Here is a 23,557-nt window from a genome sequence, read left to right as displayed (position 1 = left end):
GGATCAGCGCAGCGTCGCCAGGCGCTGCCCAAGCTTGACCGGCGATTCCGCCTGCAATCCCGGGGCGAAATCGGCGACACCGGGCGGCAGCAACACGATGACCGTCGAACCGTAGTTGAAACGCGCCATTTCGGCGAAGCGTTCGACCTGGATGTCGCGATTGCGGTGGTCGCGATAGCGGATGCCATGGCCATAGGGTGGAATCTCGACGCCGCCCCAGACCGTTTCCACGCCGGACACCAGCAGCGCGCCGACCATCACCTGGCACATCGGACCGAAGTCGGTATCGAAATGGCAGGCGAGGCGTTCGTTGCGGGCGAATACGCGCGGCACGGAGGCGACGGCATCCGGCCCGACCGAGAACAACCGTCCGGGTACGTGCATGGTATCGCGCAGGGTGCCGGTCCACGGCATGTGGACGCGGTGGTAGTCGCGCGGGGAGAGATAGACGGTGGCGAACAGGCCGTCGCGATACGGGCGCGCGGCTTCGGCATCGCCCAGCAACTCCTCGACGGTGAAGGATTGGCCCTTGGCCTGGAAGATGCGGCCATCCTCGATCTTGCCGAGTTGGCTGATGCGGCCGTCGGCGGGCATCAGCAGGGCGCGCGGATCGGGATCGGCGATGCGCGCCCCCGGCTTCAGCGCGCGGGTGAAGAAGGCATTGAAGCTGGGGTAGTGGTTCGGATCGGGATCGGCGGCTTCGGCCATGTCCACGCCGAATTTCGCGATCACGGCGTCGATCAGCCGCTGCTTGATCGCCGGGCTGGTCGAATAGGCGAGGCGTCGCGCCAGCGACGACAGCAGCCGGTGCGGCAGCACGTAGGTGAGTGCGGTCAGCGGGCTCATGGTTCGTCTTTTTCCGAGTACGAATGGCTCAGTGCGGCCATGTCAGTGGCAATCGCCTGCGGATCGAAGGGCGGGGTGATGGTGCCGGCCATCCGCACCTGCGGGTCGAGCACCACGATCGCGGCGGAATGGTCGACGCCATAGGCGTTTGCCGGTGCGCCGGGCATGGGTTCGCTGCGCATGAACACCATCGACAGCGAATGGGCGAAGGCTTCCAGGGGCTTCAGGTCGGCGGTCGCGGCCAAGGTGTCGGGATCGAAGCCGTGGGCATAGGTCTCGACCTGCTGCGGGGTGTCGCGCCCGGGATCGACGCTGACGAAAAGCAGGCGCGGACGAGTCGCTTCCGGCAAGGCGCGCCATTGCTTCTGCGCCACCGACAGCTGCGCCAGCGTGGTCGGGCAGACGTCCGGGCAGTGGGTGAAGCCGATGAACACCAGCGTCCAGTGGCCGCGAAGGGTATCGGCGGTCAAGGCGCTGCCATCGCCGCGCTGGAGCGAAAACGCCGGCACCGCGCGCGGCTGCGGGAACAGTTGCACCGCACGGGTCTGTACCGGAGGGGCGGCGCGATCGCCGAAGACGGCGAGCCCGGCGAACAGGCCGGCGACGGCGACGGCCAGCACCAGGAGAATGACGAGAGAGCGTTTCGGCATCTGCGCATGATACCGGCGCAACGGTTTTCCGGCCTTATACTGGCCAGTCACCCTTGTTTTGCCGAAGATTCCCCGTGACCGACGTCGCCAGCGAGCTCCGCACCATCATCGACTTCATCCGCTACGGCGGCTCGCGTTTCAACGCGGCCGGGCTGACCTTCGGCCACAGCCACGACAACGCGATGGACGAGGCGACCCAGCTCGTCCTCCATGCGCTGCATCTGCCGCACGACCTGTCACCGGTCTATGGCGCATCGCGCCTGGTCGCCGAAGAGAAGGCGCGCATTCTCGAGCTGTTCCGCCGCCGCATCGAAGAACGCATTCCCGTCGCTTACCTCACCGGCGAAGCATGGTTCGCGGGGCTGAGCTTCAAGACCGATCCACGCGCGCTGGTGCCGCGTTCGCCGATCGCCGAATTGATCGAATCCGGCTTCGAGCCGTGGTTGGGCGGACGCGAGGTGCAACGCGCGCTCGATATTTGCACCGGCTCGGGCTGCATCGCCATCGCGATGGCGCACTACAACCCGGAATGGCAGGTCGATGGCGTCGACATCAGCGACGAAGCGCTGTCGTTGGCCGCGGAGAACAAGGAACGCCTCCATGCCGGCAATGTGCGTTTCCTCAACTCCGACCTGATGACCGCGTTGAAGGGTGAGAAGTACGACCTCATCGTCACCAATCCGCCTTACGTCACCCACGCCGAAACCGATGCGCTGCCGCCGGAATACGCGCACGAACCGGAACTCGGCCTGCGTGCCGGCGACGATGGCCTCGATCTTGCGCTGAAGATCCTGCGCGACGCGCCCGACCATCTCAACGAGCACGGCCTGCTGATCTGCGAAGTGGGCGAGGCCGAGCGTGCGCTCGATGCCTTGCTGCCGGAATTGCCGATGGCCTGGGTCGAGTTCAAGGTCGGGCAGATGGGCATCTTCGTGGTCGAGCGCGAGGATCTGGTCGCCCACCACGCGCGCATCGCCGAACTGGCCGCGACACGGCCATGAATTCGTTTGGGCATCTCTTTCGCGTCACTACTTTCGGCGAATCGCACGGGGCGGCCATCGGTTGCGTGATCGATGGCTGTCCTCCCGGCATCGCCATCGCGCCGGAAGAATTCGCGAACGATCTCGGTCGCCGCGCCACCGGCAAGACCCGCCACACCTCGGCGCGCCATGAGGCCGACGAGATCGAGATCCTCAGTGGCGTCTACGAAGGCGTCACCACCGGCACGCCGATCGCGTTGCTGATCCGCAATACCGATGCCCGCAGCAAGGACTACGCCAACATCGCGCGCCAGTTCCGCCCCGGTCACGCCGACTACACCTATTGGCAGAAATACGGCATCCGCGATCCACGCGGTGGAGGACGCAGCAGCGCGCGCGAAACCACCATGCGCGTCGCCGCGGCAGTGATCGCCAAGAAATGGCTGGGTGAGCGCGGCGTCCATGTGCGCGGCCATCTCGCCCAGATCGGCGATGTGGTGCCGGCCGGCCACGACTGGTCGGCTGTCGAGGGCAATCCGTTCTTCTGGCCGCATGCCGCGCAGGTGCCGGAGCTCGAGGCCTACATGGATGCGCTGCGCAAGTCCGGCGATTCGGTCGGCGCGAAAGTGGTGGTCGAGGCCGATGGCGTGCCGCCGGGCTGGGGCGAGCCGATCTACGGCAAGCTCGACGGCGAATTGGCCGCGGCGATGATGTCGATCAACGCGGTCAAGGGCGTCGAGATCGGCGACGGTTTCGCGAGCGTCGCCCAGAGAGGCACCGAGCATCGCGATGCGATGGCGCCTGACGGTTTCGCGTCGAATCACGCCGGCGGCATCCTCGGCGGCATCAGCACCGGGCAGACCGTGCGTGTCGCCGTGGCGTTCAAGCCGACCTCGAGCCTGCGCCTGCCGGTCGACAGCGTCGATGTCGACGGCAATGCGATCGAAGTGGTGACCACCGGTCGCCACGACCCCTGCGTCGGCATCCGCGCGACGCCGATCTGCGAGGCCATGCTGGCGCTGGTCCTGATCGACCAGGCGCTGCGCCATCGCGCCCAGTGCGGCGATGTCGGGCCGGTGCAGCCGCGCATATAGAATCAACCAACCCCAAGACAGGAAACGGAAGTGAGCAAGCAGTACGTGGTGGCAGTGGTGGGCGCGACCGGCGCCGTGGGCGAAACGATGCTGTCGGTACTGCATGAGCGCAAATTTCCGGCGAAAGACATCATCGCCCTGGCCAGCGAACGCTCGGCCGGCACCGAGGTGAAATACGGCAACAAGACGATTGTCGTGCGCGACCTCGCCACCTTCGACCCGGCCGGCGTCGATGTCGCGCTGTTCTCGGCGGGAGGCTCGGTGTCGAAGGAATACGCGCCGAAGTTCGCCGCCGCCGGTGCCGTGGTGATCGACAATTCCTCGGCCTTCCGCGGCGACGACGACGTGCCGCTGGTGGTGTCGGAAGTGAACCCCGAGGCGCTGAAGAATCGCCCGCGCGGCATCATCGCCAATCCCAACTGCTCGACCATGCAGCTGATGGTGGCGCTGGCGCCGATCCAGCGCGCCGTCGGCATCGAACGCATCAACATCGCCACCTACCAGTCGGTGTCGGGCACCGGCGTCAAGGCGATGGAGGAACTGGGCAAGCAGACCGCCTCGCTGCTCAACTTCCAGGGCGCGGAAGCCAACGTCTATCCGGTGCAGATCGCCTTCAACGTGATCCCGCACGGCGGCGATTTCCTCGACAACGGCTACACCACCGAGGAATGGAAGCTGGTCACCGAGACCCGCAAGATCCTCGGCGACGACAGCATCCAGGTGAACGCCACCGTGGTCCGCGTCCCGGTGTTCTACGGCCATTCCGAGGCCGTCCACATCGAGACCCGCGAGAAGGTGACGGTCGAGCGGGCACGCGAACTGCTCGCCGCCCAGCCCGGGCTGGAACTGGTGGACGATCGTGCGCCGGGCGGCTATCCGACCCCGGTCACGCACGCTTCCGGTACCGATCCGGTCTACGTCGGTCGCCTGCGCGAGGACGTCTCGCACCCGCGCGGACTCGACATGTGGGTGGTCGCCGACAACATCCGCAAGGGTGCTGCGCTCAATGCGGTCCAGGTCGCCGAACTGGTGATTGCGGAACAGGGCTGAATTGCCAAGCCCGCGGACCGTCGCTAGAGTCCGCGGGATAATGTTGGAGAATTGCTTGAAGAAACGCCTGCAAACGCTGGCTTTGTCGCTGCTGCTCGCGGCGGCGGCCAGCCCCGCGTTTGGACTCGGCCTGGGGCAGATCCAGGTCAAGTCGCGGATGAACGAGCCGCTGGTGGCCGATATCCCGGTCATCACCAATGATCCGGCGGAGCTGGCGCAGCTGCAGGCGAAACTGGCCGAACCCGACACCTTCGTGCGGATCGGCCTGCCATTGCCGGACAAGCTGGTCTCCGACCTGCGCTTCCAGGTGATCGACGGCGCGGATGGCAAACCATATATCCGCGTCACCAGCAGCACGCCGGTGACCCAGCCGCTGGTCAACTTCCTGGTCGAGGTGGACTGGGGCGACGGCAAGCTGGTGCGCGAATATTCCGCGCTGGTGGCGACGCCCAACAGCGTCGCGGCGACGGCACCGCCAGTGGTCGAAGCGCCGAGCGTTGCCACCGCGCCGGCCAATACCATCGAACGTCCGGCCGCGACGACAGCCGCACCCGCGGCAACGATACCGGCGGCGCCCGTTGCCACGGAAAAGAACAGGCAGCCCGACGCGACACCGTCGTCCGCCAGCGCACCTGCCGCGGTTGCGGTGGCGCCGGCGAATGGCGCTTCCAGTCCCGCGCCGGCTCCTACGTCCACCTCATCGATGCCGGCGGCATCGGATGCGAAATACGGACCGGTGCAACGCGGCCAGACGCTGGGGGGAATCATCGGGGGGCTGCAGGATGGCGGCCAGGATCACGATGCGGTGATGCAGGCATTGGTGGCGCTGAATCCCGACGCCTTCATCAATGGCGATCCCAATCGCTTGCGCGCTGGCGCGGTACTGCGGATGCCGCAAGGCGTCCAGCCTGCAGCGGGTGCCGACAGCACCGGCAAGACGATTGCGCGCAATGTGGCCCGCGCCGAGATCGCCAAGTCGCGCAGCACCCGTTCGACGCCGCGACGTCCCGTCGATGTCGCCAACGCACCGGCGAATGCCGCGCATGCTTCGACGGGCGACGACACTGCAGCACCGGCGAAGCGCGTTGCCGATGCCCATCTGCGCATCGCGCCTGCAATCACCGGTGACGGCGGGGCCGCCGGAACCAAAACGGGGCGGGGATCGTCCGGAGGAAACGGAGACATGCTCCAGCAACTGCAGCAATCGCAGGAAACCATCGCCACCCGCGATGCCGAGATCACCGAATTGAAGTCGCGCGTCGGCAACCTGGAACAGATCCAGCAGAAGCAGGCGCAGCTGATCGCGATGAAGAACAGCGAACTCGCCAGCGCGCAACAGAAGCTTGCCGCCCGCCAGGCGACGCAGTCGGCGACGACCGGTGGGTTCGGCCTGTGGTGGTTGCTGCCCGCGGCCCTGGCGGCGGCCTTGCTGGCTGCGCTGTGGCGTTTGTTCGGCAGTCGCCGCGGGCGTGCGACCACCCAAGGATTCGCATCGGCAGCACAAGCGCCCGCCGCGCCGCCAAGCGAACCACAAGCGGGCAAACCGACGGCAGACACCGCCGCTGCGCCGCCGCCTGCGCGTGAAGACGGCTTGCCGACCTGGGCGCGTGGCGATGCCTGGTTGCCGGACAACGGTTCGGAACAACCGGCGCAGCCTTCCCCTGCAGCGCCGGCGACTGCCGCCACCGATAGCCGCCTGCAGCTGGCGCGGACCTATATCGATCTCGGCGACACGGCCACCGCGCGTGCGCTGTTGCAGGACGTGCAGCAGGAAGGCGATGCCGCGGCGCGCGCGGAAGCGTTGGCGCTGCTCGACAGCCTGAGATGACCGATGCCCCGGTACGCGCTCGGCGTCGAATATGACGGCGGCGCTTTCCACGGCTGGCAACGCGTGGAAGCGGGCGTCCGCAGCGTGCAGGAAACGCTCGAGACCGCGTTGTCGTCGGTGGCAGACCACGACATCCGCGTGGTCTGCGCGGGACGCACCGATGCCGGCGTGCACGCGCGTTGCCAGGTCGTGCATTTCGACAGCGATGCGCCGCGCAGCACGCGCGCATGGGCGCTGGGCACGACCTCGCGCCTGCCTCCGGACGTCAGCGCGCTTTGGTGCAGGGAAGTGCCGGAGACGTTCAGTGCACGCTTTTCCGCGGTGGCGCGTCGTTATCGCTATCGCATCCTCAATCGCCAGATCCGCCCGGCATTCGAGCACCAATACCTGACCTGGGAATTGCGGCCGCTGGATCACCTGCGCATGCATGCAGCAGCGCAGGCCTTGCTCGGCGAACACGATTTCGAGTCGTTCCGCAGCGCGCAATGCCAGGCCAGCCATGCCCGTCGCGAACTGCAATCGATTTCAGTGACCCGTAGTGGCGATGAAGTCGTGATGGAGGTGCAGGCCAACGCTTTCCTCCACCATATGGTGCGCAACATCGTGGGTTCGCTGCTGCCGGTCGGGCGCGGCGAACGCCCGGTCGAATGGATTGCAGCGCTGCTGGCAGGCCGCGACCGCACCCAGGCTGGCCCGACTGCGCCGGCCGACGGATTGGTGTTCGTCAGCCCCCTGTATCCGCCGAACTGGAACTTGCCGGCGGAAATTACGTTTTCGCAATGAAAACCTGAATGATTCAGCAGGCGTTGTTTGTGCGTGTGTCCACAAAAACAAGGGATAAACGGGACTTCCGTGTGGATTTTTCTTCACCTCGCCTCGGTATTCTCCAATCGTCTTCCGAGTGCCAAATGACGTTTCGTGCTGAAGGATCAGTTTTTTCGTACACGCATCAGATTCGATGGATTGACCCGACCCGGCGATGTTCGTCTCGCGGGTGAATTGGGCGTCGATGCCATCGGTTTCGATTTTGCACGCGATGCACGGCGCCAACTCCGCGTCGAGGATGCCCGTTTCATGCGTCACGCCCTGGCGCCCCTGGTGGCGAGTGTCGCCATCTTCCGTGACAACAGCATCGAGGACATCCGCGAGATCGTGCGCCTCCTGCGTCCGTCGCTGATCGAATTCCATGGCGACGAGGACGACATGCGCATGCGCTCGTTCGGCGTGCCTTATGCGCGCGCCCTGCGTCGCGAGGAGTGGGCGACGATGAATGCCGCTGCGATCCACACGCGTTATCCCAATGCAGCGGTGTTCGTCCTGTACGCGGACGAAATCGCGGACGGCGCGACCGATTGGTCGTGGATGCCGCAGGGGTTGGGCAAGCCGGTGATACTCGCCGGCGGGATCGTCCCGGACAATGTCTCGACGATCATCGGGGCGCTCGGACCCTGGGGCGTCTCCGTCCTCGACGGCATCGAATTCGCGCCGGGCCGGATGGACGGCGATCGCATGAATCGCTTCCTGCTCGAGTCCAGGGGTGCCGATCGCAGGAAATAGGTCGATAATTGGTCATCCGAGTCCATCAGACAGCATCTCCAATGACCGATTCCATCCAGCCGGCCGTTCAGCCCGACCAGATCGACCCCGAATTCTTCGTCTGCAGCAATACCTACCTCAACATCGCCAACCAGCAGGCGCGCCAGCAGGGCCTGCGCCGGGTCAGTGGCGCCATCCTCTATGCCGCCGCCCGCTACAACGTGCACGCCTACCTCGGTTTCGAGACCGACGTGAGGGGCACCAGCGCAGGTTTCCTCGACTACATGACCGGCCTGTACCGGAGCATGCTGGAAGAGCATCTGGCCAGCTTCGCCAACGAGCGCGGGATCGATCTCGGCACGGCCGCTGCCGAACCGTCCGCGGGCGCCTCCGACGAGTCGATGCCGCCGGTCTGAATCGGTCTGGTCTAGACTGTCCGGTCTTTCCAATCCAGCGATCCCAATGTCCTGGCTGACGCGACTCATGCCTGCCCGCATCCGTACCGATGCGGATGCAGAACCCCGCAAACGCAGTGTTCCCGAAGGACTCTGGGAGAAGTGCGACGAATGCGGCGCGGTCCTCTACGCGCGCGAACTGCAGGAGAACCTGCAGGTCTGCCCGAAGTGCGGCCATCACATGCCGATCCGGGCGCGGGTGCGCCTGGCGGCCTTCATGGACCCCGGTGCGCGCGAGCTGGGCACCGGCCTCGGCCCGGTCGACGTCCTCAAGTTCAAGGATCAGAAGAAGTATTCCGATCGCATCAAGGCGGCCCAGAAGTCGACCGGCGAACGCGATGCGCTGATCACGGTCTCGGGCATGTTGAAGGGCGAGCCGCTGGTCGCCAGCGCCTTCGATTTCGCCTTCATGGGCGGTTCGATGGGCTCGGTGGTCGGCGAGCGCATCACCCTTGGCGCCGAAGAAGCGCTCAAGCGCGGCTGTCCGTTCGTGTGCTTCTCCGCCAGCGGCGGCGCGCGCATGCAGGAAAGCCTGTTCTCGCTGATGCAGATGGCCAAGACTTCGGCGGCGCTGGGGCGCCTGCGCGCTGCCGGCCTGCCGTACATCTCGGTGCTGACCAATCCGACCACCGGCGGCGTCTCGGCGTCGTTCGCGATGCTGGGCGACATCAACATCGCCGAACCCAAGGCGCTGATCGGTTTCGCCGGCGCCCGCGTGATCGAACAGACCGTGCGCGAAAAGTTGCCGGAAGGCTTCCAGCGTTCGGAATTCCTGCTCGACCATGGCGCCATCGACCAGATCTGCGATCGCCGCGAACTGCGCGACCGCGTCGCCGACCTGTGCACGATGATGATGCGCCAGCCGCGCCCTCAGGCCGATTCGGAGCTGGTGGCGTGAGCCGGAAGTACTTCGGTACCGATGGCATCCGTGGCCGCGTCGGCAGCGCGACGATCTCCGCCGATTTCGTGCTGCGCCTGGGCAACGCCTATGGCCACGCGCTGCGCGAGCGTGCGCAGGCTGGCGGGGTCTGGCGCAAACCGATGGTGGTGATCGGCAAGGACACCCGCATCTCCAACTACATGTTCGAGGCCGCGCTGGAAGCAGGCCTGGTCGCAGCTGGCGTGGACGTGCAGCTGATGGGACCGATGCCGACGCCGGCCGTTTCGCACCTCACGCGTTCGCTGCGCGCGGATGGCGGCATCGTCATTTCGGCCTCGCACAATCCGCATTACGACAACGGCATCAAGTTCTTCTCGGCGGCGGGCGAAAAGCTTGACGACAAGACCGAGGAGGCGATCGAGGCCGCGCTCGACGTGCCGTTCTCGACCGTGGAATCGGAACAGCTTGGCCGCGCGGAGCGCACCCGCGATGCCATCGGCCGCTATGTCGAGGCCTGCAAGTCGGCGGTGCCCAAGGGCTTCGATCTCGGCGGCATGCGCCTGGTGGTGGATTGCGCCAATGGCGCCACCTACCAGATCGGACCGCTGGTGTTCCGCGAGCTCGGCGCGCGCGTCGACACCATCGGCGACCAGCCGAACGGCACCAACATCAACGCAGGCGTCGGCTCGACCCATCCGGAGGCGCTGTGCGCCCGCGTGGTCGAAACCGGCGCCGATCTCGGCATCGCCTTCGACGGCGACGGCGACCGCGTGATGCTGGTCGATGGCGCCGGCAACGTTCGCGATGGCGACGACCTCATCTACATCCTCGCCCGCGACTGGCAGGCCAGCGGTCGCTTGCAGGGACCGGTGGTCGGCACGTTGATGAGCAATTTCGGACTCGAGCAGGCGCTGACCGCGGCTGGCATCGATTTCCGTCGCGCCAACGTCGGCGATCGCTACGTGCATCGCATGCTGATCGACAACGACGGCGTGCTCGGTGGCGAAGCCTCCGGGCACATCCTGTGCCTGGACCGCAGTGCGACCGGCGACGGCATCGTCGCTGCGTTGCAGGTGCTGGAAGTGATGAAGCGCACCGGCAGGTCGCTGGCCGAATTGCTGGAAGGCTTGCAGCGCGTCGCCCAGAAGACCCGCAACGTGCGCTGCGCCGACGCCAAGCGTGCGGTCGCCGATCCCGGCGTGGTCGCCGCGCTGGAAAAAGCGCAGGCCGACGTCAAGGGCAGGGGCAGGGCGTTCCTGCGTCCGTCGGGCACCGAGCCGGTGGTGCGGGTCACCGTCGAAGCCGCCGATCCCGCGCTGGTCGATTCCACCCTCGATGCATTGGCGCGTGCGGTCGAAGCCGCCGTCTGAATTCCTGGAGTTGTCGCAATGAGCAGTGCCATTCCCACCCTCGACATCCGTCGTTTCACCCATCCGTCCAGCGCGGAGGACCGCCAGGCGTTCGTCGACGAGCTCGGCGCGGCCTATCGCGAATGGGGCTTCGCCGGCATCCGCAACCACGGCATCCCGCAGTCGCTGATCGACGACAGCTACGACGTGTTCCAGCGCTTCTTCGCGCTGCCGGAAGAGACCAAGAAGCACTATCACGTGCCTGGCGGTGGTGGCGCGCGCGGCTATACCGCGTTCGGCGTCGAAACCGCCAAGGGTGCGAAGTACTCCGATCTCAAGGAGTTCTGGCACATCGGCCGCGAGATTCCGCGCGACTCGAAATACGCCAGCGACATGCCGGCCAACCTGTGGCCGTCGGAAGTCGATGGCTTTCGCGAGAAGGGCTATGCGCTCTACCAGGCGCTCGATGACCTCGGCTCGCAGGTGCTGGGCGCGCTCGCGCTGCATATCGGCCTGCCGGAAACCTATTTCGCCGACAAGACCGATTCCGGCAATTCGATCCTGCGCCCGATCCACTATCCGCCGATCACCGCCGACGACATCCCGAATGTCCGTGCTGGCGCGCACGAGGACATCAACCTGATCACCTTGCTGGTCGGCGCCAGCGCGGCCGGGCTGGAAGTGCTGTCGAAGAAGGGCGAGTGGGTGCCGTTCACCTCCGACGCCGACACGATTGTCGTGAACATCGGCGACATGCTGCAGCGCCTGACCAACCACGTGTACCCGTCGACGACGCATCGCGTGGTCAATCCGCCGGGCGAGCAGGCGCGCAAGCCGCGCTATTCGACGCCGTTCTTCCTGCACCCGAACCCGGACTTCCTGATCGACGTGCTGCCGTCGTGCGTGAGCGCCGACAACCCGAGCCGTTACCCGGAAGCGATCACCGCGCAGGGATACCTGGAAGAACGCTTGCGCGAGATCAAGCTCAAATAAAGCCGGCCTTGTACGGCTTTATTGCGCCATCCAGAAAAACACCGCGGCCATCCGCTTCTCTTCCAGCGTCTGCCCCCAGTAACGGGTGGCGCTGTGCATCAGGTTGCTCTGGTAGAGCAGCAGGCGGTTGAACTTGTGCGGGATCGCGACATCCTCGACGAAGCTGTCGGGCGGCACGAAGCGCGTTCCCAATGCCTCGACGAGATTGGCGTGGGGCGGCATCACCACGTTGCCGCCGAGACCACCGCCGGGCAGGCGCTGGCGATAGAAGCTGGTGCCGCAGTCATCCGGCACATCCGGATTGAGGTAGAGCACGGCGGCGTAGCGGCACAGCTTGCGGGAGTCGGTGTGCGGGCGCGGGCCGCATTCGTCGGCGCCGACCACCTGGATGCAGTTGTGGTTGAGATTGGCGCCGTCCGGCGCGCTTTCCGTCCACAGTTTTTTGGCGCCGGTGGCCTGCAGGACCTTGCCTTCGACGATGGCCACCTCGTCGGCGGTCAGCCCGGGCATGACGCGCATGCCGGGCCAGCTTTCCGGTTTGCGCGGCCAGCCTTCGACCCAGTCGTCGCGTTCGAGGCAGCGCACACGCGCCGCCGCGGGATCGGGCAGGACGTCGTCGAAGATCCAGTAATCGCGGCCGGCGGTGGGTTTGCGATAGGGCAGCGGGCGAATCGGGGCAGGGCGGTTCATCGGCCCGACTATAACGGCGCGGGCCGGTGTCTGGAAAAATCGGGCATTGCTAAACTGCGCGCCATTGTTTCGATGCAGGGGAAGCGCGGATGCGCCGCAAGATCGTCGCAGGCAACTGGAAATTGAATGGCGACCGTGCCTTCGGCATGGGCTTGGCCGATGCGCTGAAGGATGGCGCGGCGCAGGCGCGCGTGCGCGTCGATTGCATCATTTTCCCGGCCATGCCCTATGTCGCCGGACTGGCCGGTCATTGCGCGGGAACCGAGGTCGCGGTCGGTGCCCAGGACGTCAGCGAACACGCCAAGGGTGCGTACACCGGTGAGGTCTCGGCGACGATGCTGCGCGACGTCGGCGCCACCCATGTGCTGGTCGGCCATTCCGAGCGCCGCGAATACCACGGCGAGGACAGCGCGCTGGTGGCGCGCAAGTTCATCGCCGCGCAGGCGGCCGGACTGGTGCCGGTGCTGTGCGTGGGCGAGCGGCTGGAAGAACGCGAAGCCGGCACGACGGAAGCCGTGATCGCGGCCCAGCTGGCGCCGTTGCTGGACGACGAAGCAGGGATTCGGGCGCTGGCGGACGGAATGGTCGCCTACGAGCCGGTCTGGGCGATCGGGACCGGTCGCACCGCCACGCCGGAGCAGGCGCAGGCCGTCCACGCATTCATCCGTTCTCAGGTGGCGCGCCGGGATGCTAGAATCGCTAACTCGCTGCCGATCCTGTACGGCGGCAGCGTGAAGTCCGACAACGCCGCGGCGCTGTTTTCGCAGCCCGATGTCGATGGCGGACTGGTGGGTGGCGCTTCGCTCGTCGCCCGCGACTTCCTCGACATCATCACGGCAGCCGCGGCTGCCTGAACGCTCCACGGACTGCCATGCTTTCGCTCATTCTCAATGTTGTGTACGTGCTCGTCGCCATCGCGATGATTGCGCTGATCCTGCTTCAGCAGGGCAAGGGCGCCCAGGCCGGTTCCGGCTTCGGTTCCGGCGCCTCGGGCACAGTGTTCGGCGCGCGCGGCGCGGCCAACTTCCTGTCCAAGACCACGCGTTGGCTGGCCATCGCCTTCTTCGGCATCACCCTGCTGATGGCGTGGCTGTTCGTGCACGGCAACCAGAAGCAGGTCACGACGGGCAGCAGCATCATGGCGACGCAATCGGCGGCTCCGGCTCCGGCCGCGAAGACCGCTCCGGCGAGCGGCATCCCGCAGGCACCTTCGCAGGCGCCCGCGCAGAACGTGCCGCAGGCCCCGGCAAACGCGCAGGGAAATGCGCCGGCTGGTTCGCAAACGCACTGATCCGTTTTACAATCTCTTGATGGCATGCGGAGACGCACGCCGAACACATTGCCCAGGTGGCGGAATTGGTAGACGCACTACCTTGAGGTGGTAGCGGCTTAGGTCGTGGGGGTTCGAGTCCCCCCTTGGGCACCAACACTGCATGCGGACCGTCGGTCCGCATGCCATCACGCCGGACAGGACGTCCGGTTCATCGGGTCGGAGCGCCCTACAGGAAGACCGAAGTGCTGGCCGAATACCTGCCGACCTTGCTGTTCCTCCTGGTTGCCACCGGCATCGGCATCGCGCTGATCGTCATCGGCAACCTCCTCGGACCGAAGAAACCCGGACTCGAGAAACTCTCTCCCTACGAATGCGGCTTCCTGCCCTTCGAGGATGCCCGACTCAAGTTCGACGTCCGCTATTACCTGCTGGCGATCCTGTTCATCGTCTTCGATCTCGAAATCGCCTTCGTCTTCCCGTGGGCGCTGGTGTTCCGCGAGCTCGGTCCGTTCGGCCTGGTCGAAATGGGAATCTTCCTGTTCCTGCTGGTGCTGGGTTTCGCTTACGTGTGGAAGAAGGGAGCACTGGAATGGGAGTGAGCCATACCCCGTTCTTCAATCCGATCCCCGAGGGTCGGTTGGATGATCTGCTGCGCCCCGAGGGCGACAACCCGGTGATGCAGCAAGGCTTCGTCACCACCAGCATGGACGCGTTGTGGAACTGGGCGCGCACCGGTTCGATGTGGCCGATGACCTTCGGTCTCGCCTGCTGCGCGGTGGAGATGATGCATGCCGGTGCCGCGCGCATCGACATGGACCGCTTCGGCGTGGTGTTCCGCCCGTCGCCGCGCCAGTCCGACGTGATGATCGTGGCCGGCACGCTGGTCAACAAGATGGCCCCGGCACTGCGCAAGGTCTATGACCAGATGCCCGATCCCAAGTGGGTGATCTCGATGGGCAGCTGCGCCAACGGCGGCGGCTACTACCATTACTCGTATTCGGTGGTGCGTGGTTGCGATCGCATCGTCCCGGTGGACGTCTACGTCCCGGGCTGCCCGCCGACCGCCGAGGCGCTGGCCTACGGCATCCTGCAGTTGCAGAAGAAGATTCGCCGCACCACCGTGTTCGGTGATCGCGGCCAGATCGCGGACGCACGCCCGGCGCGGGTGGCTTGACATGGCGGATACGCAAACCAACCACGGCCCGATCGCCGATGCGCTGCGTGCGCGCTTCCCGGAAGCGCAGGTGCTCATCGGCGCGCGCAACGAAGTGACGCTGGAAGTCGCGCCGGCCGCATGGCTGGCCGCCGCCCGCGCGCTGCGCGACGAATTCGGCTTCGAACAATGCGTCGATGTCTGCGGCGTCGATTACCTCGGCTATGGCGATGACGAGTGGGACACCGATGTCTCCTCGGAAGGCTTCAGTCGCGGTGTCGAGGGCAGGGCAGTCGGCCGCTTCAAGTGGGGCGAGGCGCCGCTGCGCCAGGTCGCGCAGCCGCAGGGCGAAGCGATCGAAACCGTTCCCGGCCGCCGTTTCGCCGCCGTCGCGCACCTGTTGTCGATCAGGAACAACCAGCGCCTGCGCCTGCGGACGTTCTGCGCCGACGAAGCGCTGCCGGTGGTCGATTCGCTGACTTCGGTGTGGGCGGGTACCGACTGGTTCGAGCGCGAGGCGTTCGACCTCTACGGCATCGTCTTCGAAGGACATCCGGACCTGCGCCGCATCCTCACCGACTACGGTTTTGTCGGCCATCCGTTCCGCAAGGACTTCCCGCTGATCGGCAACGTCGAAGTGCGTTACGACGCCGAGAAGCAGCGCGTGGTGTACGAACCGGTGACTTCGGTCGAGCCGCGCGTCGGCGTGCCGCGCGTGGTGCGCGACGACGCCCGCCTGGAAACCGCGCAGGGCGAATCGCGCGATCTCAATCTGGGCGTGCGCCAGGCGCCGGCCGGGAGCGCCAAATGACCGCTGAATCCATCCAGTCGCCGGCCGCGCAATCCGCGTTCGCCAGCAATCCTGCCGAAGCCCGGCAGGAAATCCGCAACTACACGATGAACTTCGGCCCGCAGCACCCGGCCGCGCACGGCGTGTTGCGCCTGATTCTCGAGATGGACGGCGAAATCGTCCAGCGCGCCGACCCGCACGTCGGTCTGCTGCATCGTGGCACCGAGAAGCTCGCCGAATCCAAGCCGTTCAACCAGTCGATCGGCTACATGGATCGCCTCGACTACGTGTCGATGATGTGCAACGAGCACGCCTACGTCGCCGCGATCGAGAACCTGCTTGGAGTCACGCCGCCGGAGCGCGCGTTGTGGATCCGCACGATGTTCGACGAGATCACGCGCATCCTCAACCACCTGATGTGGCTGGGTTCGAACGCGCTCGACCTCGGCGCGATGGCGGTGTTCCTGTACGCCTTCCGCGAGCGCGAAGAGCTGATGGATGTCTACGAGGCGGTCAGCGGCGCGCGCATGCACGCGACGTATTACCGTCCGGGCGGCGTCTATCGCGACCTGCCGGACCACATGCCGAAGTACCGCGAATCGAAGTGGCGCAAGGGCGGCAGCCTCAAGCGCTTCAACGAGTGGCGCGAAGGCTCGATGCTCGATTACCTGGAAGCCTTCACCAGGGACTTCCCGGCGCGCATCGACGAATATGAAACCCTGCTGACCGACAACCGCATCTGGAAGCAGCGCACCGTCGACGTCGGCATCGTCACGCCGGAAGAAGCGCTGGCCTGGGGCATGAGCGGCCCGATGCTGCGCGGTTCCGGCATCGAATGGGACCTGCGCAAGAAGCAGCCGTACGCCAAGTACGCGGAAGTCGATTTCGACATCCCGCTCGGCAAGAGCGGCGACTGCTACGACCGCTACCTGGTGCGCGTCGCCGAGATGCGCGAAGCCAATCGCATCATCCAGCAGTGCGTGAAGTGGCTGAAGGCCAATCCCGGCCCGGTCATGCTCGAGAACCACAAGGTGTCGCCGCCGTCGCGTGAAGCGATGAAGGACGACATGGAAGCGCTGATCCACCACTTCAAGCTGTTCTCGGAAGGCTATTCCGTGCCGGCCGGCGAAAGCTACGCCGCGGTGGAAGCGCCCAAGGGCGAGTTCGGCGTGTACCTGGTGTCCGATGGCGCCAACAAGCCGTTCCGCTGCAAATTGCGTGCCCCGGGCTTCGCCCACCTGTCGTCGATGGACGCGATCGTGCGCGGCTACATGCTTGCCGACGTGGTGGCGATGATCGGTACGTATGACATCGTGTTTGGAGAGATCGATCGATGAAAGCGACTGGCAATTTCGAGAGCGCTCGCAGCGTCGATCCGATGGTCGTGCTCAATGCCGACACGCGCGCGCACATCGATCACTGGCTGACCAAGTTCCCGCCCGATCGCAAGCGTTCGGCGGTGTTGCAGGGCCTGTTCGCCGCGCAGGAACAGAACGGTGGTTCGCTCACCGACGAATTGATCGCGGGCGTGGCCAAGTACCTCGGCCTGCCGCCGGTGTGGGCGTATGAAGTCGCGACGTTCTATTCGATGTTCGAGACGCAGCCGGTCGGCCGCAACAACGTCGCCTTCTGCACCAACATCAGCTGCTGGTTGAACGGCGCGGAAGACCTGGTCGCGCACGCCGAGAAGAAGCTCGGCTGCAAGCTCGGCGAATCGACCGCCGATGGCCGCGTCTACCTGAAGCGCGAAGAAGAATGCGTGGCCGCGTGCTGCGGCGCACCGGTGGTCGTGATCAACGGCCATTACCACGAGAAGCTCGACGCCGCGAAGGTGGACGCGCTGCTGGACGGGTTGAAGTAACGATGGCAGGTCACTCTCACTACAGCGAAGGCTACGGTCCGGTCGGTCCGGCGCCGCAGGAACACAACGTCGTCTACACGACGCTGCATTTCGACAAGCCCTGGAGCTACGACAACTACCTCAAGACCGGTGGTTACGCCGCGCTGCGCAAGATCCTCGAGGAGAAGATCGCGCCGGCCGACGTCGTCGAGATGGTCAAGGCCTCCGGCCTGCGCGGTCGCGGTGGCGCCGGCTTCCCGACCGGCCTGAAGTGGAGCTTCATGCCCAAGGGTCCGGGCCAGAAATACATGCTGTGCAACTCCGACGAATCGGAGCCGGGCACCGCCAAGGATCGCGACATCCTGCGCTACAACCCGCATTCGGTGATCGAGGGCATGGCGATCGCCTGCTACGCGACCGGCGCGACGGTGGGCTACAACTACCTGCGCGGCGAGTTCCACCACGAACCGTTCGAGCACTTCGAGGAAGCGCTGGCCGAAGCCTACAAGCACGGCTGGCTGGGCAAGAACATCCTCGGCAGCGGCGTCGACATCGATCTGTATGGTGCGCTCGGCGCCGGCGCCTACATCTGCGGCGAAGAAACCGCGCTGATGGAATCGCTGGAAGGCAAGAAGGGCCAGCCGCGCTTCAAGCCGCCGTTCCCGGCCAACTTCGGCCTGTACGGCAAGCCGACCACGATCAACAACACCGAGTCCTACGCATCCGTGCCGGCCATCATCCGCAACGGTGCGGAGTGGTTCGCCAACCTTGGCAAGCCCAACAACGGCGGCCCGAAGATCTTCTCGATCTCCGGTCACGTCAATCGTCCGGGCAACTACGAGATCCGCCTCGGCACGCCGTTCAAGGATCTGCTGGAACTCGCCGGCGGCGTCCGCAACGGCCATCGCATCAAGGCGGTGATTCCGGGCGGTTCGTCGATGAAGGTGTTGAAGGGCGAGACCATGATGGAACTCACCATGGATTACGACGCCATCCAGAAGGCCGGTTCCGGCCTCGGTTCCGGCGCCGTGATCGTGATGGACGAGACCACCTGCATGGTGCGCGCCTGCCATCGCATCGCGCGCTTCTACTTCAAGGAATCGTGCGGCCAGTGCACGCCGTGCCGCGAAGGCACCGGCTGGATGTACCGCATGCTGAGCCGCATCGTCGACCACACCGCGACCATGGATGACCTGCAGATGCTCAAGGCATCGGCGGGCCAGATCGAAGGTCACACCATCTGCGCCTTCGGCGAAGCCGCGGCGTGGCCGGTGCAGGGTTTCCTCGCCCAGTTCTGGGATGAATTCGAGTACGCGATCGTGAACAAGCGTTTCTACGTCGACGATCTGAAGGCCGGCACCGTGGTGCAGAAGGCGGTGGCGGCATGAGCGCGCAACCGCAGCCGGTGAATCCGAACCTGCCGCCCGACCACGTCACCGTGTTCGTCGACGGCATCGAGATCGCCGCGCCCAAGGGCTCGATGATCATCCAGGCCGCCGATCGCGCCGGTGTCGCGATTCCGCGTTTCTGTTACCACGACAAGTTGCCGGTGGCCGCCAACTGCCGCATGTGCATGGTCGATACCGAACTCGGCGGCCGTCCCGGTCCCAAGCCGTCGCCCGCCTGCGCGACACCGGTGGCCGATGGCCTCAAGGTGTTCACGCGCAGCGAGAAGGCGTTGAAGTTCCAGCGCGACGTGATGGAATTCCTGCTGATCAACCATCCGCTCGATTGCCCGATCTGCGACCAGGGCGGCGAGTGCGAATTGCAGGACGTGTCGATGGGGTATGGCCGCTCGGTCAGCCGCTACGTCGAACGCAAGCGCGTGGTCCCGGACGAGGATCTCGGTCCGCTGGTCGCCACCGAAATGACGCGTTGCATCCAGTGCACCCGTTGCGTGCGCTTCACCGCGGACATCGCCGGCACCTACGAGCTCGGCGGCATGCAGCGCGGCGAGAACCTGCAGATCGGCACCTTTGACGGCAAGCCGTTGACAACCGAACTCTCCGGCAACGTCGTCGACGTCTGTCCGGTCGGTGCGCTCACCAACAAGGTGTTCCAGTTCAAGGCGCGTCCGTGGGAACTGGTCGCGCGCGAATCGCTGGCCTACCAGGACGCGCTCGGCAGCAACCTGTTCCATCACGTGCGTCGTGGCGAGATCCTGCGCAGCGTGCCGCGCGACAACGAAGCCGTGAACGAGTGCTGGTTGTCGGACCGCGACCGCTACGCCCACCAGGGCCTGCAGGCCGAAGACCGCGCAACCGTGCCGATGATCAAGGACTGCGGCCAGTGGCGTGAGGCGAGCTGGGACGAAGCGCTGGCCAAGGCGCAGTCGATCCTCTCCGCGAACCGTGGCGATGCACTCGGCATGCTGGTGCATCCGGCGACGAGCAACGAGGAAGGCCTGGCGCTCGCCGCGCTGGCCGACGGCCTCGGCTCCACGCACGTCGACCACCGCATCCACGCGCTCGATCTTTCCGACGGCGCGGTGTCCGAGGCATTTGCCGCCGCGGTCGCCGACATCGAAAAGGCCGACGCCATCGTCATCGTTGGCAGCAACCTGCGCCATGAAGTGCCGCTGCTGCACGCTCGCGTGCGCAAGGCGACGCTGCACGGCGCGAAGGTCCATGTCGTCAATCCGGTCGACTTCGATTTCGCGTTCGAGATCGCCGGCAAGCACATCGTGGCGCCGTCGCAACTCGCGGCAGAACTCGCCAAGGTCGATCTCGGCGCCGCCAAGGCGCCGGTCGTGATCGTCGGCAACGTCGCCGAACGCGGCGTGCACGCCAGCGCGATCCGCAAGGCCGTCGCCGATTTCGCTGCCGCGAAGAACGCCGGGCTGTGCCGCATCCCGCAGGGCGCCAATGCGCTGGGCCTGACCAAGGCGGGCGTGTTGCCGTCGGGTCGCGATGCGCTCGCCATGCTGCGCGAACCGCGCAAGGCCTACATCGTCTATGGCATCGAGCCGGGCCTCGATTTCGCCTATCCGGGACTCGCGGCACGCGCACTGGGCGATGCCCAGGTCGTCGCCTTCAGTCAGTTCGCCTGCGAATCGACCCGCGCCGTCGCCGACGTGATCCTGCCGATCGCGGCGTTCCCGGAAGTGCAGGGCACGCTGACCAACCTCGAAGGCCGCGAACAGCGCAGCCAGGCCGCCGGCAAGATGCCGGGCCAGGCCCGCGAAGGCTGGCGCGTGTTGCGTGCGCTGGGTGGCGCGATGCAGCTCGCCGGTTTCGACTTCACCGATCTCGACGGACTGCGCGCTGCATTGAAGCCGCGTGCGGTCGCGGTCAAGCCGGGCGCCGCAGTCGGCGCCAGTGGCAGCGGCCTCGAAGTCGCGGCGTCCGATGCGATCTATCGCAGTGACGCAGTGACGCGCCGTTCCTCGGCCTTGCAATCGCACGTGCTCACCCACGGCGCGCAGGCGGCAATCCATCCGCAGACTGCCGCTGCTGTCGGCCTGCAGGATGGCGCGACCGGGCGCTTCACCACCGGTGACGGCACGGCTTCGCTGCCGGTGCGCCTGGATGCAGGTGTCGCCCAGGGTTGCGTGTGGATCGAACGCGGTTACGGCGCCACCGCGCCGATTGCCGCCGCCGACGTGGAGGCGCGCCCGGCATGAACGGCCTGATCCAATCCATCAATCACACCATCCAGCAGTTCCATGACTGGCTGACCGGTTTCGGTGCGGTCGGCACCGTCGCCTGGCTGGTCCTGCTGATCCTGCTGATCGCGGTGCCGGTGATCATCTCGGTGGCGTTCTACGTGGTGTGGGAACGCAAGCTGATCGGCTGGATGCACGTCCGCCACGGCCCGATGTACGTCGGCTTCGGCGTGTTCCAGGCCTTCGCCGACGTGTTCAAGCTGCTGTTCAAGGAAGTGATCCAGCCGAGCAGCGCCAGCAAGTTCCTCTTCATCCTCGCGCCGCTCATCACGCTCGCGCCGGCATTCGCCGCGTGGGCGGTGGTGCCGTTCGACGACAAGCTGGTGCTGGCCAACGTCAACGCCGGCCTGTTGTACCTGTTGGCGATGACCTCGCTCGGCGTCTACGGCATCATCCTTGCCGGTTGGGCGTCGAACTCGAAGTACGCCTTCCTCGGCGCGATGCGTTCGGCCGCGCAGGTGATCAGCTACGAAATCTCGATGGGCTTCGCGCTGGTCGGCGTGCTGGTTGCCGCGGGCAGCCTCAACATGACCGACATCGTCCACGCGCAGGCGGGTCGTTTCGGCTTGTTCAGCTGGTTCTGGCTGCCGCTGCTGCCGCTGTTCCTGATCTACTTCATCTCGGGCGTCGCCGAAACCAACCGCGCGCCGTTCGACGTGGTGGAAGGCGAATCGGAAATCGTCGCCGGCCACATGGTCGAGTACTCGGGATCGCAGTTCGCGCTGTTCTTCCTGGCCGAATACGCCAACATGATCCTGGTGAGCTTCCTCACCGCACTGTTCTTCCTCGGCGGCTGGCTCAGCCCGTTCCACGGCTTCGGCATCCCGCTGCTGTCGGCCGACGGCTGGTGGTGGCTACTGGCCAAGGTCGCGTTCTTCGCCAGCGTCTTCATCTGGTTCCGCGCCGCGTTCCCGCGCTACCGCTATGACCAGATCATGCGCCTGGGCTGGAAGGTCTTCATTCCCATCGCGATTTTCTGGATTTTCGTGACCGCATTGCTGGCGTATTACGGCGTGATTTCGCCTGGCACGGGAGGCCACGCATGAGCCGCGTCGCTTCCTACCTCAAGAGCCTGATGCTGCTGGAGCTGGCGAAGGGCATGGGCCTCACCTTCAAGTACATGCTCAAGCCGAAGTACACGGTCATGTACCCGATGGAGAAGATCCCGCAGTCGCCGCGTTTCCGCGGCATCCACGCGCTGCGCCGCTATCCGAACGGCGAGGAGCGCTGCATCGCCTGCAAGCTGTGCGAAGCGGTGTGCCCGGCATTGGCGATCACCATCGACTCGCACAAGCGCGAGGACGGCACCCGCCGCACCACGCGCTACGACATCGACCTGTTCAAGTGCATCTTCTGCGGGTTCTGCGAAGAGAGCTGCCCGGTCGATTCGATCGTGGAGACGCACGTGCACGAGTACCACTTCGACAAGCGTGGCCAGAACATCCTGACCAAGCCGACCCTGCTGGCCATCGGTGACCGCCTCGAGGCGGAAATCGCCGAACGCCGCGCCGCCGACGCACCTTTCCGCTGAGGACGACATGGACTTCCCCCTGATCGCCTTCTACTGTTTCGCGGCGTTGGCAGCCGCTTCCGCGCTCGGAGTGATCTCCGTGCGCAATTCCGTGCACGCCGCGTTGCTACTGGTGCTGACCTTCTTCTCGGTCGCTTGCACCTGGATCGTCGCCGGCGCCGAATTCCTCGGTGTCGCCCTGATCCTGGTCTACGTCGGCGCGGTGATGGTGCTGTTCCTGTTCGTGGTGATGATGCTCGACATCGACAACGAGCGCGTCCGCGAAGGCTATGTGCGCTTCCTGCCGATCGGCATTGTTGTTGCCGTGGTGATGCTGGTCGAAATGCTGATGGTGATCGGCGTGCGTTCGCGCATGCAACCGTTCGCCCAGGCCGCAGCGACCGACGCCACGATGCCGAACGCGAAGTGGCTGGCCCACGCGCTGTTCACCGATTTCATGCTGCCGTTCGAAGTGGCGGCGGTGATCCTGACCATCGCGGTGATCGCGGCGGTGATGCTGACCTTGCGCAAGCGCACCGGCGCGCGTACCCAGAAGCCGGCTGATCAGGTTCGCGTCAAGGCAGGCGACCGCCTGCGCATGGTGAAGATGGCGACGGAACAACCGAAGCCCGTTGAAGCGACCCCGGAGGTGAAGGAATGACCACGGCATTGGGCCTCGGCCACTACCTCGCGCTGGGCGCGGTGCTGTTCTGCATCGCGATCGCCGGCATCTTCCTCAACCGCAAGAACGCGATCGTTCTGCTGATGTGCATCGAACTGATGCTGCTGGCGGTGAACATCAATTTCGTGGCGTTCTCGCGCGACATGCACAACGCGACCGGCCAGATCTTCGTCTTCTTCATCCTGACCGTGGCCGCCGCCGAAGCGGCGATCGGCTTGGCGATCCTGGTCACGCTGTTCCGCAACCGACGCACGATCAATGTCGGTGAACTGGATTCGCTGAAGGGATGACCGG

At 65.7% G+C, this 23,557-nt stretch carries 26 protein-coding genes and 1 tRNA gene; 24 read left to right on the top strand and 3 right to left on the bottom strand.

What is annotated here, in order from left to right:
- Positions 1-3 precede the first annotated feature (3 nt).
- Both asd and ABE093_RS00900 read right to left on the bottom strand, forming a co-directional pair.
- Positions 4-846, bottom strand: coding sequence for an archaetidylserine decarboxylase (gene asd, locus ABE093_RS00905; protein WP_430758984.1), 843 nt, complete (start codon positions 844-846; stop codon positions 4-6).
- Entirely contained in the window at positions 843-1,496 is a 654-nt protein-coding gene (locus ABE093_RS00900) for an SCO family protein (RefSeq protein ID WP_430758983.1), read from the bottom strand. The genes asd and ABE093_RS00900 overlap by 4 nt, the downstream gene beginning before the upstream one ends.
- Before the next feature lie 74 nt (positions 1,497-1,570).
- Between ABE093_RS00900 and prmB the strand changes: the two genes are divergently transcribed.
- The 10 genes from prmB (at position 1,571) to ABE093_RS00850 (ending at position 11,661) form a co-directional block, all read left to right on the top strand.
- A complete protein-coding gene (gene prmB, locus ABE093_RS00895; protein ID WP_430758982.1) occupies positions 1,571-2,497 on the top strand; it encodes a 50S ribosomal protein L3 N(5)-glutamine methyltransferase in 927 nt (308 codons plus the stop codon).
- Positions 2,494-3,570: a chorismate synthase gene (aroC, locus tag ABE093_RS00890; protein ID WP_430758981.1), complete on the top strand. Its 1,077-nt coding sequence runs from the start codon at positions 2,494-2,496 to the stop codon at positions 3,568-3,570. The genes prmB and aroC overlap by 4 nt, the downstream gene beginning before the upstream one ends.
- A gap of 30 nt (positions 3,571-3,600) precedes the next feature.
- Positions 3,601-4,620, top strand: coding sequence for an aspartate-semialdehyde dehydrogenase (locus ABE093_RS00885; protein ID WP_430758980.1), 1,020 nt, complete (start codon positions 3,601-3,603; stop codon positions 4,618-4,620).
- A gap of 55 nt (positions 4,621-4,675) precedes the next feature.
- Entirely contained in the window at positions 4,676-6,448 is a 1,773-nt protein-coding gene (locus tag ABE093_RS00880; RefSeq protein ID WP_430758979.1) for a FimV/HubP family polar landmark protein, read from the top strand.
- A 3-nt stretch (positions 6,449-6,451) separates the two neighbouring features.
- On the top strand, positions 6,452-7,231 hold the full coding sequence (truA, locus tag ABE093_RS00875) for a tRNA pseudouridine(38-40) synthase TruA (protein ID WP_430758978.1): 780 nt from the start codon (positions 6,452-6,454) through the stop codon (positions 7,229-7,231).
- 138 nt (positions 7,232-7,369) lie between these two features.
- The gene (locus ABE093_RS00870; protein WP_430760047.1) at positions 7,370-8,005 is read left to right on the top strand and encodes an N-(5'-phosphoribosyl)anthranilate isomerase; all 636 of its coding nucleotides are present in this window, start codon (positions 7,370-7,372) and stop codon (positions 8,003-8,005) included.
- 41 nt (positions 8,006-8,046) lie between these two features.
- On the top strand, positions 8,047-8,400 hold the full coding sequence (locus ABE093_RS00865; RefSeq protein ID WP_430758977.1) for a DUF3144 domain-containing protein: 354 nt from the start codon (positions 8,047-8,049) through the stop codon (positions 8,398-8,400).
- 46 nt (positions 8,401-8,446) lie between these two features.
- Entirely contained in the window at positions 8,447-9,337 is an 891-nt protein-coding gene (gene accD, locus ABE093_RS00860; RefSeq protein ID WP_430758976.1) for an acetyl-CoA carboxylase, carboxyltransferase subunit beta, read from the top strand.
- Complete coding sequence (glmM, locus tag ABE093_RS00855; protein WP_430758975.1) at positions 9,334-10,689, top strand: phosphoglucosamine mutase; 1,356 nt, start codon at positions 9,334-9,336, stop codon at positions 10,687-10,689. Before accD ends, glmM begins: the two co-directional genes overlap by 4 nt.
- 18 nt (positions 10,690-10,707) lie before the next feature.
- Positions 10,708-11,661 (top strand): isopenicillin N synthase family dioxygenase, encoded by a 954-nt coding sequence (locus ABE093_RS00850; protein WP_430758974.1) that lies wholly within the window; start codon positions 10,708-10,710, stop codon positions 11,659-11,661.
- Between the two features lie 18 nt (positions 11,662-11,679).
- Here the strand turns inward: ABE093_RS00850 and ABE093_RS00845 are convergent, their stop codons facing one another.
- On the bottom strand, positions 11,680-12,351 hold the full coding sequence (locus tag ABE093_RS00845) for a DUF6445 family protein (RefSeq protein WP_430758973.1): 672 nt from the start codon (positions 12,349-12,351) through the stop codon (positions 11,680-11,682).
- 89 nt (positions 12,352-12,440) lie between these two features.
- On the opposite strand from ABE093_RS00845, the gene tpiA reads away from it, so the two are divergent.
- The 14 genes from tpiA (at position 12,441) to nuoK (ending at position 23,553) form a co-directional block, all read left to right on the top strand.
- Positions 12,441-13,205, top strand: coding sequence for a triose-phosphate isomerase (gene tpiA, locus ABE093_RS00840; protein WP_430758972.1), 765 nt, complete (start codon positions 12,441-12,443; stop codon positions 13,203-13,205).
- Positions 13,206-13,222: 17 nt separating this feature from the next.
- Positions 13,223-13,642, top strand: a complete 420-nt coding sequence (gene secG, locus ABE093_RS00835) for a preprotein translocase subunit SecG (protein WP_430758971.1) — start codon at positions 13,223-13,225, stop codon at positions 13,640-13,642.
- Positions 13,643-13,692: 50 nt separating this feature from the next.
- Positions 13,693-13,777 (top strand) — tRNA-Leu (locus ABE093_RS00830).
- 89 nt (positions 13,778-13,866) lie between these two features.
- On the top strand, positions 13,867-14,223 hold the full coding sequence (locus ABE093_RS00825; RefSeq protein ID WP_430758970.1) for an NADH-quinone oxidoreductase subunit A: 357 nt from the start codon (positions 13,867-13,869) through the stop codon (positions 14,221-14,223).
- On the top strand, positions 14,214-14,798 hold the full coding sequence (locus tag ABE093_RS00820) for a NuoB/complex I 20 kDa subunit family protein (protein WP_430758969.1): 585 nt from the start codon (positions 14,214-14,216) through the stop codon (positions 14,796-14,798). The genes ABE093_RS00825 and ABE093_RS00820 overlap by 10 nt, the downstream gene beginning before the upstream one ends.
- A gap of 1 nt (position 14,799) precedes the next feature.
- Entirely contained in the window at positions 14,800-15,588 is a 789-nt protein-coding gene (locus ABE093_RS00815) for an NADH-quinone oxidoreductase subunit C (protein WP_430758968.1), read from the top strand.
- Entirely contained in the window at positions 15,585-16,904 is a 1,320-nt protein-coding gene (locus tag ABE093_RS00810; RefSeq protein ID WP_430758967.1) for an NADH-quinone oxidoreductase subunit D, read from the top strand. The genes ABE093_RS00815 and ABE093_RS00810 overlap by 4 nt, the downstream gene beginning before the upstream one ends.
- Positions 16,901-17,428, top strand: coding sequence for an NADH-quinone oxidoreductase subunit NuoE (gene nuoE / locus ABE093_RS00805; protein WP_430758966.1), 528 nt, complete (start codon positions 16,901-16,903; stop codon positions 17,426-17,428). The genes ABE093_RS00810 and nuoE overlap by 4 nt, the downstream gene beginning before the upstream one ends.
- Positions 17,429-17,430: 2 nt before the next feature.
- Positions 17,431-18,795 carry an NADH-quinone oxidoreductase subunit NuoF gene (gene nuoF, locus ABE093_RS00800; protein WP_430758965.1) on the top strand — a complete coding sequence of 455 codons (1,365 nt, stop codon included), beginning with the start codon at positions 17,431-17,433 and terminating at the stop codon, positions 18,793-18,795.
- Positions 18,792-21,029, top strand: a complete 2,238-nt coding sequence (gene nuoG / locus ABE093_RS00795) for an NADH-quinone oxidoreductase subunit NuoG (protein ID WP_430758964.1) — start codon at positions 18,792-18,794, stop codon at positions 21,027-21,029. The genes nuoF and nuoG overlap by 4 nt, the downstream gene beginning before the upstream one ends.
- The gene (nuoH, locus tag ABE093_RS00790; protein ID WP_430758963.1) at positions 21,026-22,117 is read left to right on the top strand and encodes an NADH-quinone oxidoreductase subunit NuoH; all 1,092 of its coding nucleotides are present in this window, start codon (positions 21,026-21,028) and stop codon (positions 22,115-22,117) included. The genes nuoG and nuoH overlap by 4 nt, the downstream gene beginning before the upstream one ends.
- Positions 22,114-22,602, top strand: coding sequence for an NADH-quinone oxidoreductase subunit NuoI (gene nuoI, locus ABE093_RS00785; RefSeq protein ID WP_430758962.1), 489 nt, complete (start codon positions 22,114-22,116; stop codon positions 22,600-22,602). The genes nuoH and nuoI overlap by 4 nt, the downstream gene beginning before the upstream one ends.
- A gap of 7 nt (positions 22,603-22,609) precedes the next feature.
- Complete coding sequence (locus tag ABE093_RS00780; RefSeq protein ID WP_430758961.1) at positions 22,610-23,242, top strand: NADH-quinone oxidoreductase subunit J; 633 nt, start codon at positions 22,610-22,612, stop codon at positions 23,240-23,242.
- On the top strand, positions 23,239-23,553 hold the full coding sequence (nuoK, locus tag ABE093_RS00775; RefSeq protein WP_430758960.1) for an NADH-quinone oxidoreductase subunit NuoK: 315 nt from the start codon (positions 23,239-23,241) through the stop codon (positions 23,551-23,553). The genes ABE093_RS00780 and nuoK overlap by 4 nt, the downstream gene beginning before the upstream one ends.
- The last annotated feature ends 4 nt before the right edge of the window (positions 23,554-23,557 follow it).

It is taken from the genome of Solilutibacter silvestris, assembly GCF_050574925.1.
Taxonomy (GTDB): Bacteria; Pseudomonadota; Gammaproteobacteria; order Xanthomonadales; family Xanthomonadaceae; genus Solilutibacter; species Solilutibacter silvestris_A.
Note: the sequence above shows the minus strand (reverse complement) of the source record. Positions and strands in the feature narration are given on the sequence as shown.

Bases quoted from the DNA above. Each gene is read 5' to 3' on its own strand.
- asd (WP_430758984.1), bottom strand. From the start codon at position 846: ATGAGCCCGCTGACCGCACTCACCTACGTGCTGCCGCACCGGCTGCTG.
- ABE093_RS00900 (WP_430758983.1), bottom strand. From the start codon at position 1,496: ATGCCGAAACGCTCTCTCGTCATTCTCCTGGTGCTGGCCGTCGCCGTC.
- aroC (WP_430758981.1), top strand. From the start codon at position 2,494: ATGAATTCGTTTGGGCATCTCTTTCGCGTCACTACTTTCGGCGAATCG.
- truA (WP_430758978.1), top strand. From the start codon at position 6,452: ATGCCCCGGTACGCGCTCGGCGTCGAATATGACGGCGGCGCTTTCCAC.
- ABE093_RS00865 (WP_430758977.1), top strand. From the start codon at position 8,047: ATGACCGATTCCATCCAGCCGGCCGTTCAGCCCGACCAGATCGACCCC.
- accD (WP_430758976.1), top strand. From the start codon at position 8,447: ATGTCCTGGCTGACGCGACTCATGCCTGCCCGCATCCGTACCGATGCG.
- ABE093_RS00850 (WP_430758974.1), top strand. From the start codon at position 10,708: ATGAGCAGTGCCATTCCCACCCTCGACATCCGTCGTTTCACCCATCCG.
- ABE093_RS00845 (WP_430758973.1), bottom strand. From the start codon at position 12,351: ATGAACCGCCCTGCCCCGATTCGCCCGCTGCCCTATCGCAAACCCACC.
- tpiA (WP_430758972.1), top strand. From the start codon at position 12,441: ATGCGCCGCAAGATCGTCGCAGGCAACTGGAAATTGAATGGCGACCGT.
- secG (WP_430758971.1), top strand. From the start codon at position 13,223: ATGCTTTCGCTCATTCTCAATGTTGTGTACGTGCTCGTCGCCATCGCG.
- ABE093_RS00820 (WP_430758969.1), top strand. From the start codon at position 14,214: ATGGGAGTGAGCCATACCCCGTTCTTCAATCCGATCCCCGAGGGTCGG.
- ABE093_RS00815 (WP_430758968.1), top strand. From the start codon at position 14,800: ATGGCGGATACGCAAACCAACCACGGCCCGATCGCCGATGCGCTGCGT.
- ABE093_RS00810 (WP_430758967.1), top strand. From the start codon at position 15,585: ATGACCGCTGAATCCATCCAGTCGCCGGCCGCGCAATCCGCGTTCGCC.
- nuoE (WP_430758966.1), top strand. From the start codon at position 16,901: ATGAAAGCGACTGGCAATTTCGAGAGCGCTCGCAGCGTCGATCCGATG.
- nuoF (WP_430758965.1), top strand. From the start codon at position 17,431: ATGGCAGGTCACTCTCACTACAGCGAAGGCTACGGTCCGGTCGGTCCG.
- nuoG (WP_430758964.1), top strand. From the start codon at position 18,792: ATGAGCGCGCAACCGCAGCCGGTGAATCCGAACCTGCCGCCCGACCAC.
- nuoH (WP_430758963.1), top strand. From the start codon at position 21,026: ATGAACGGCCTGATCCAATCCATCAATCACACCATCCAGCAGTTCCAT.
- nuoI (WP_430758962.1), top strand. From the start codon at position 22,114: ATGAGCCGCGTCGCTTCCTACCTCAAGAGCCTGATGCTGCTGGAGCTG.
- ABE093_RS00780 (WP_430758961.1), top strand. From the start codon at position 22,610: ATGGACTTCCCCCTGATCGCCTTCTACTGTTTCGCGGCGTTGGCAGCC.
- nuoK (WP_430758960.1), top strand. From the start codon at position 23,239: ATGACCACGGCATTGGGCCTCGGCCACTACCTCGCGCTGGGCGCGGTG.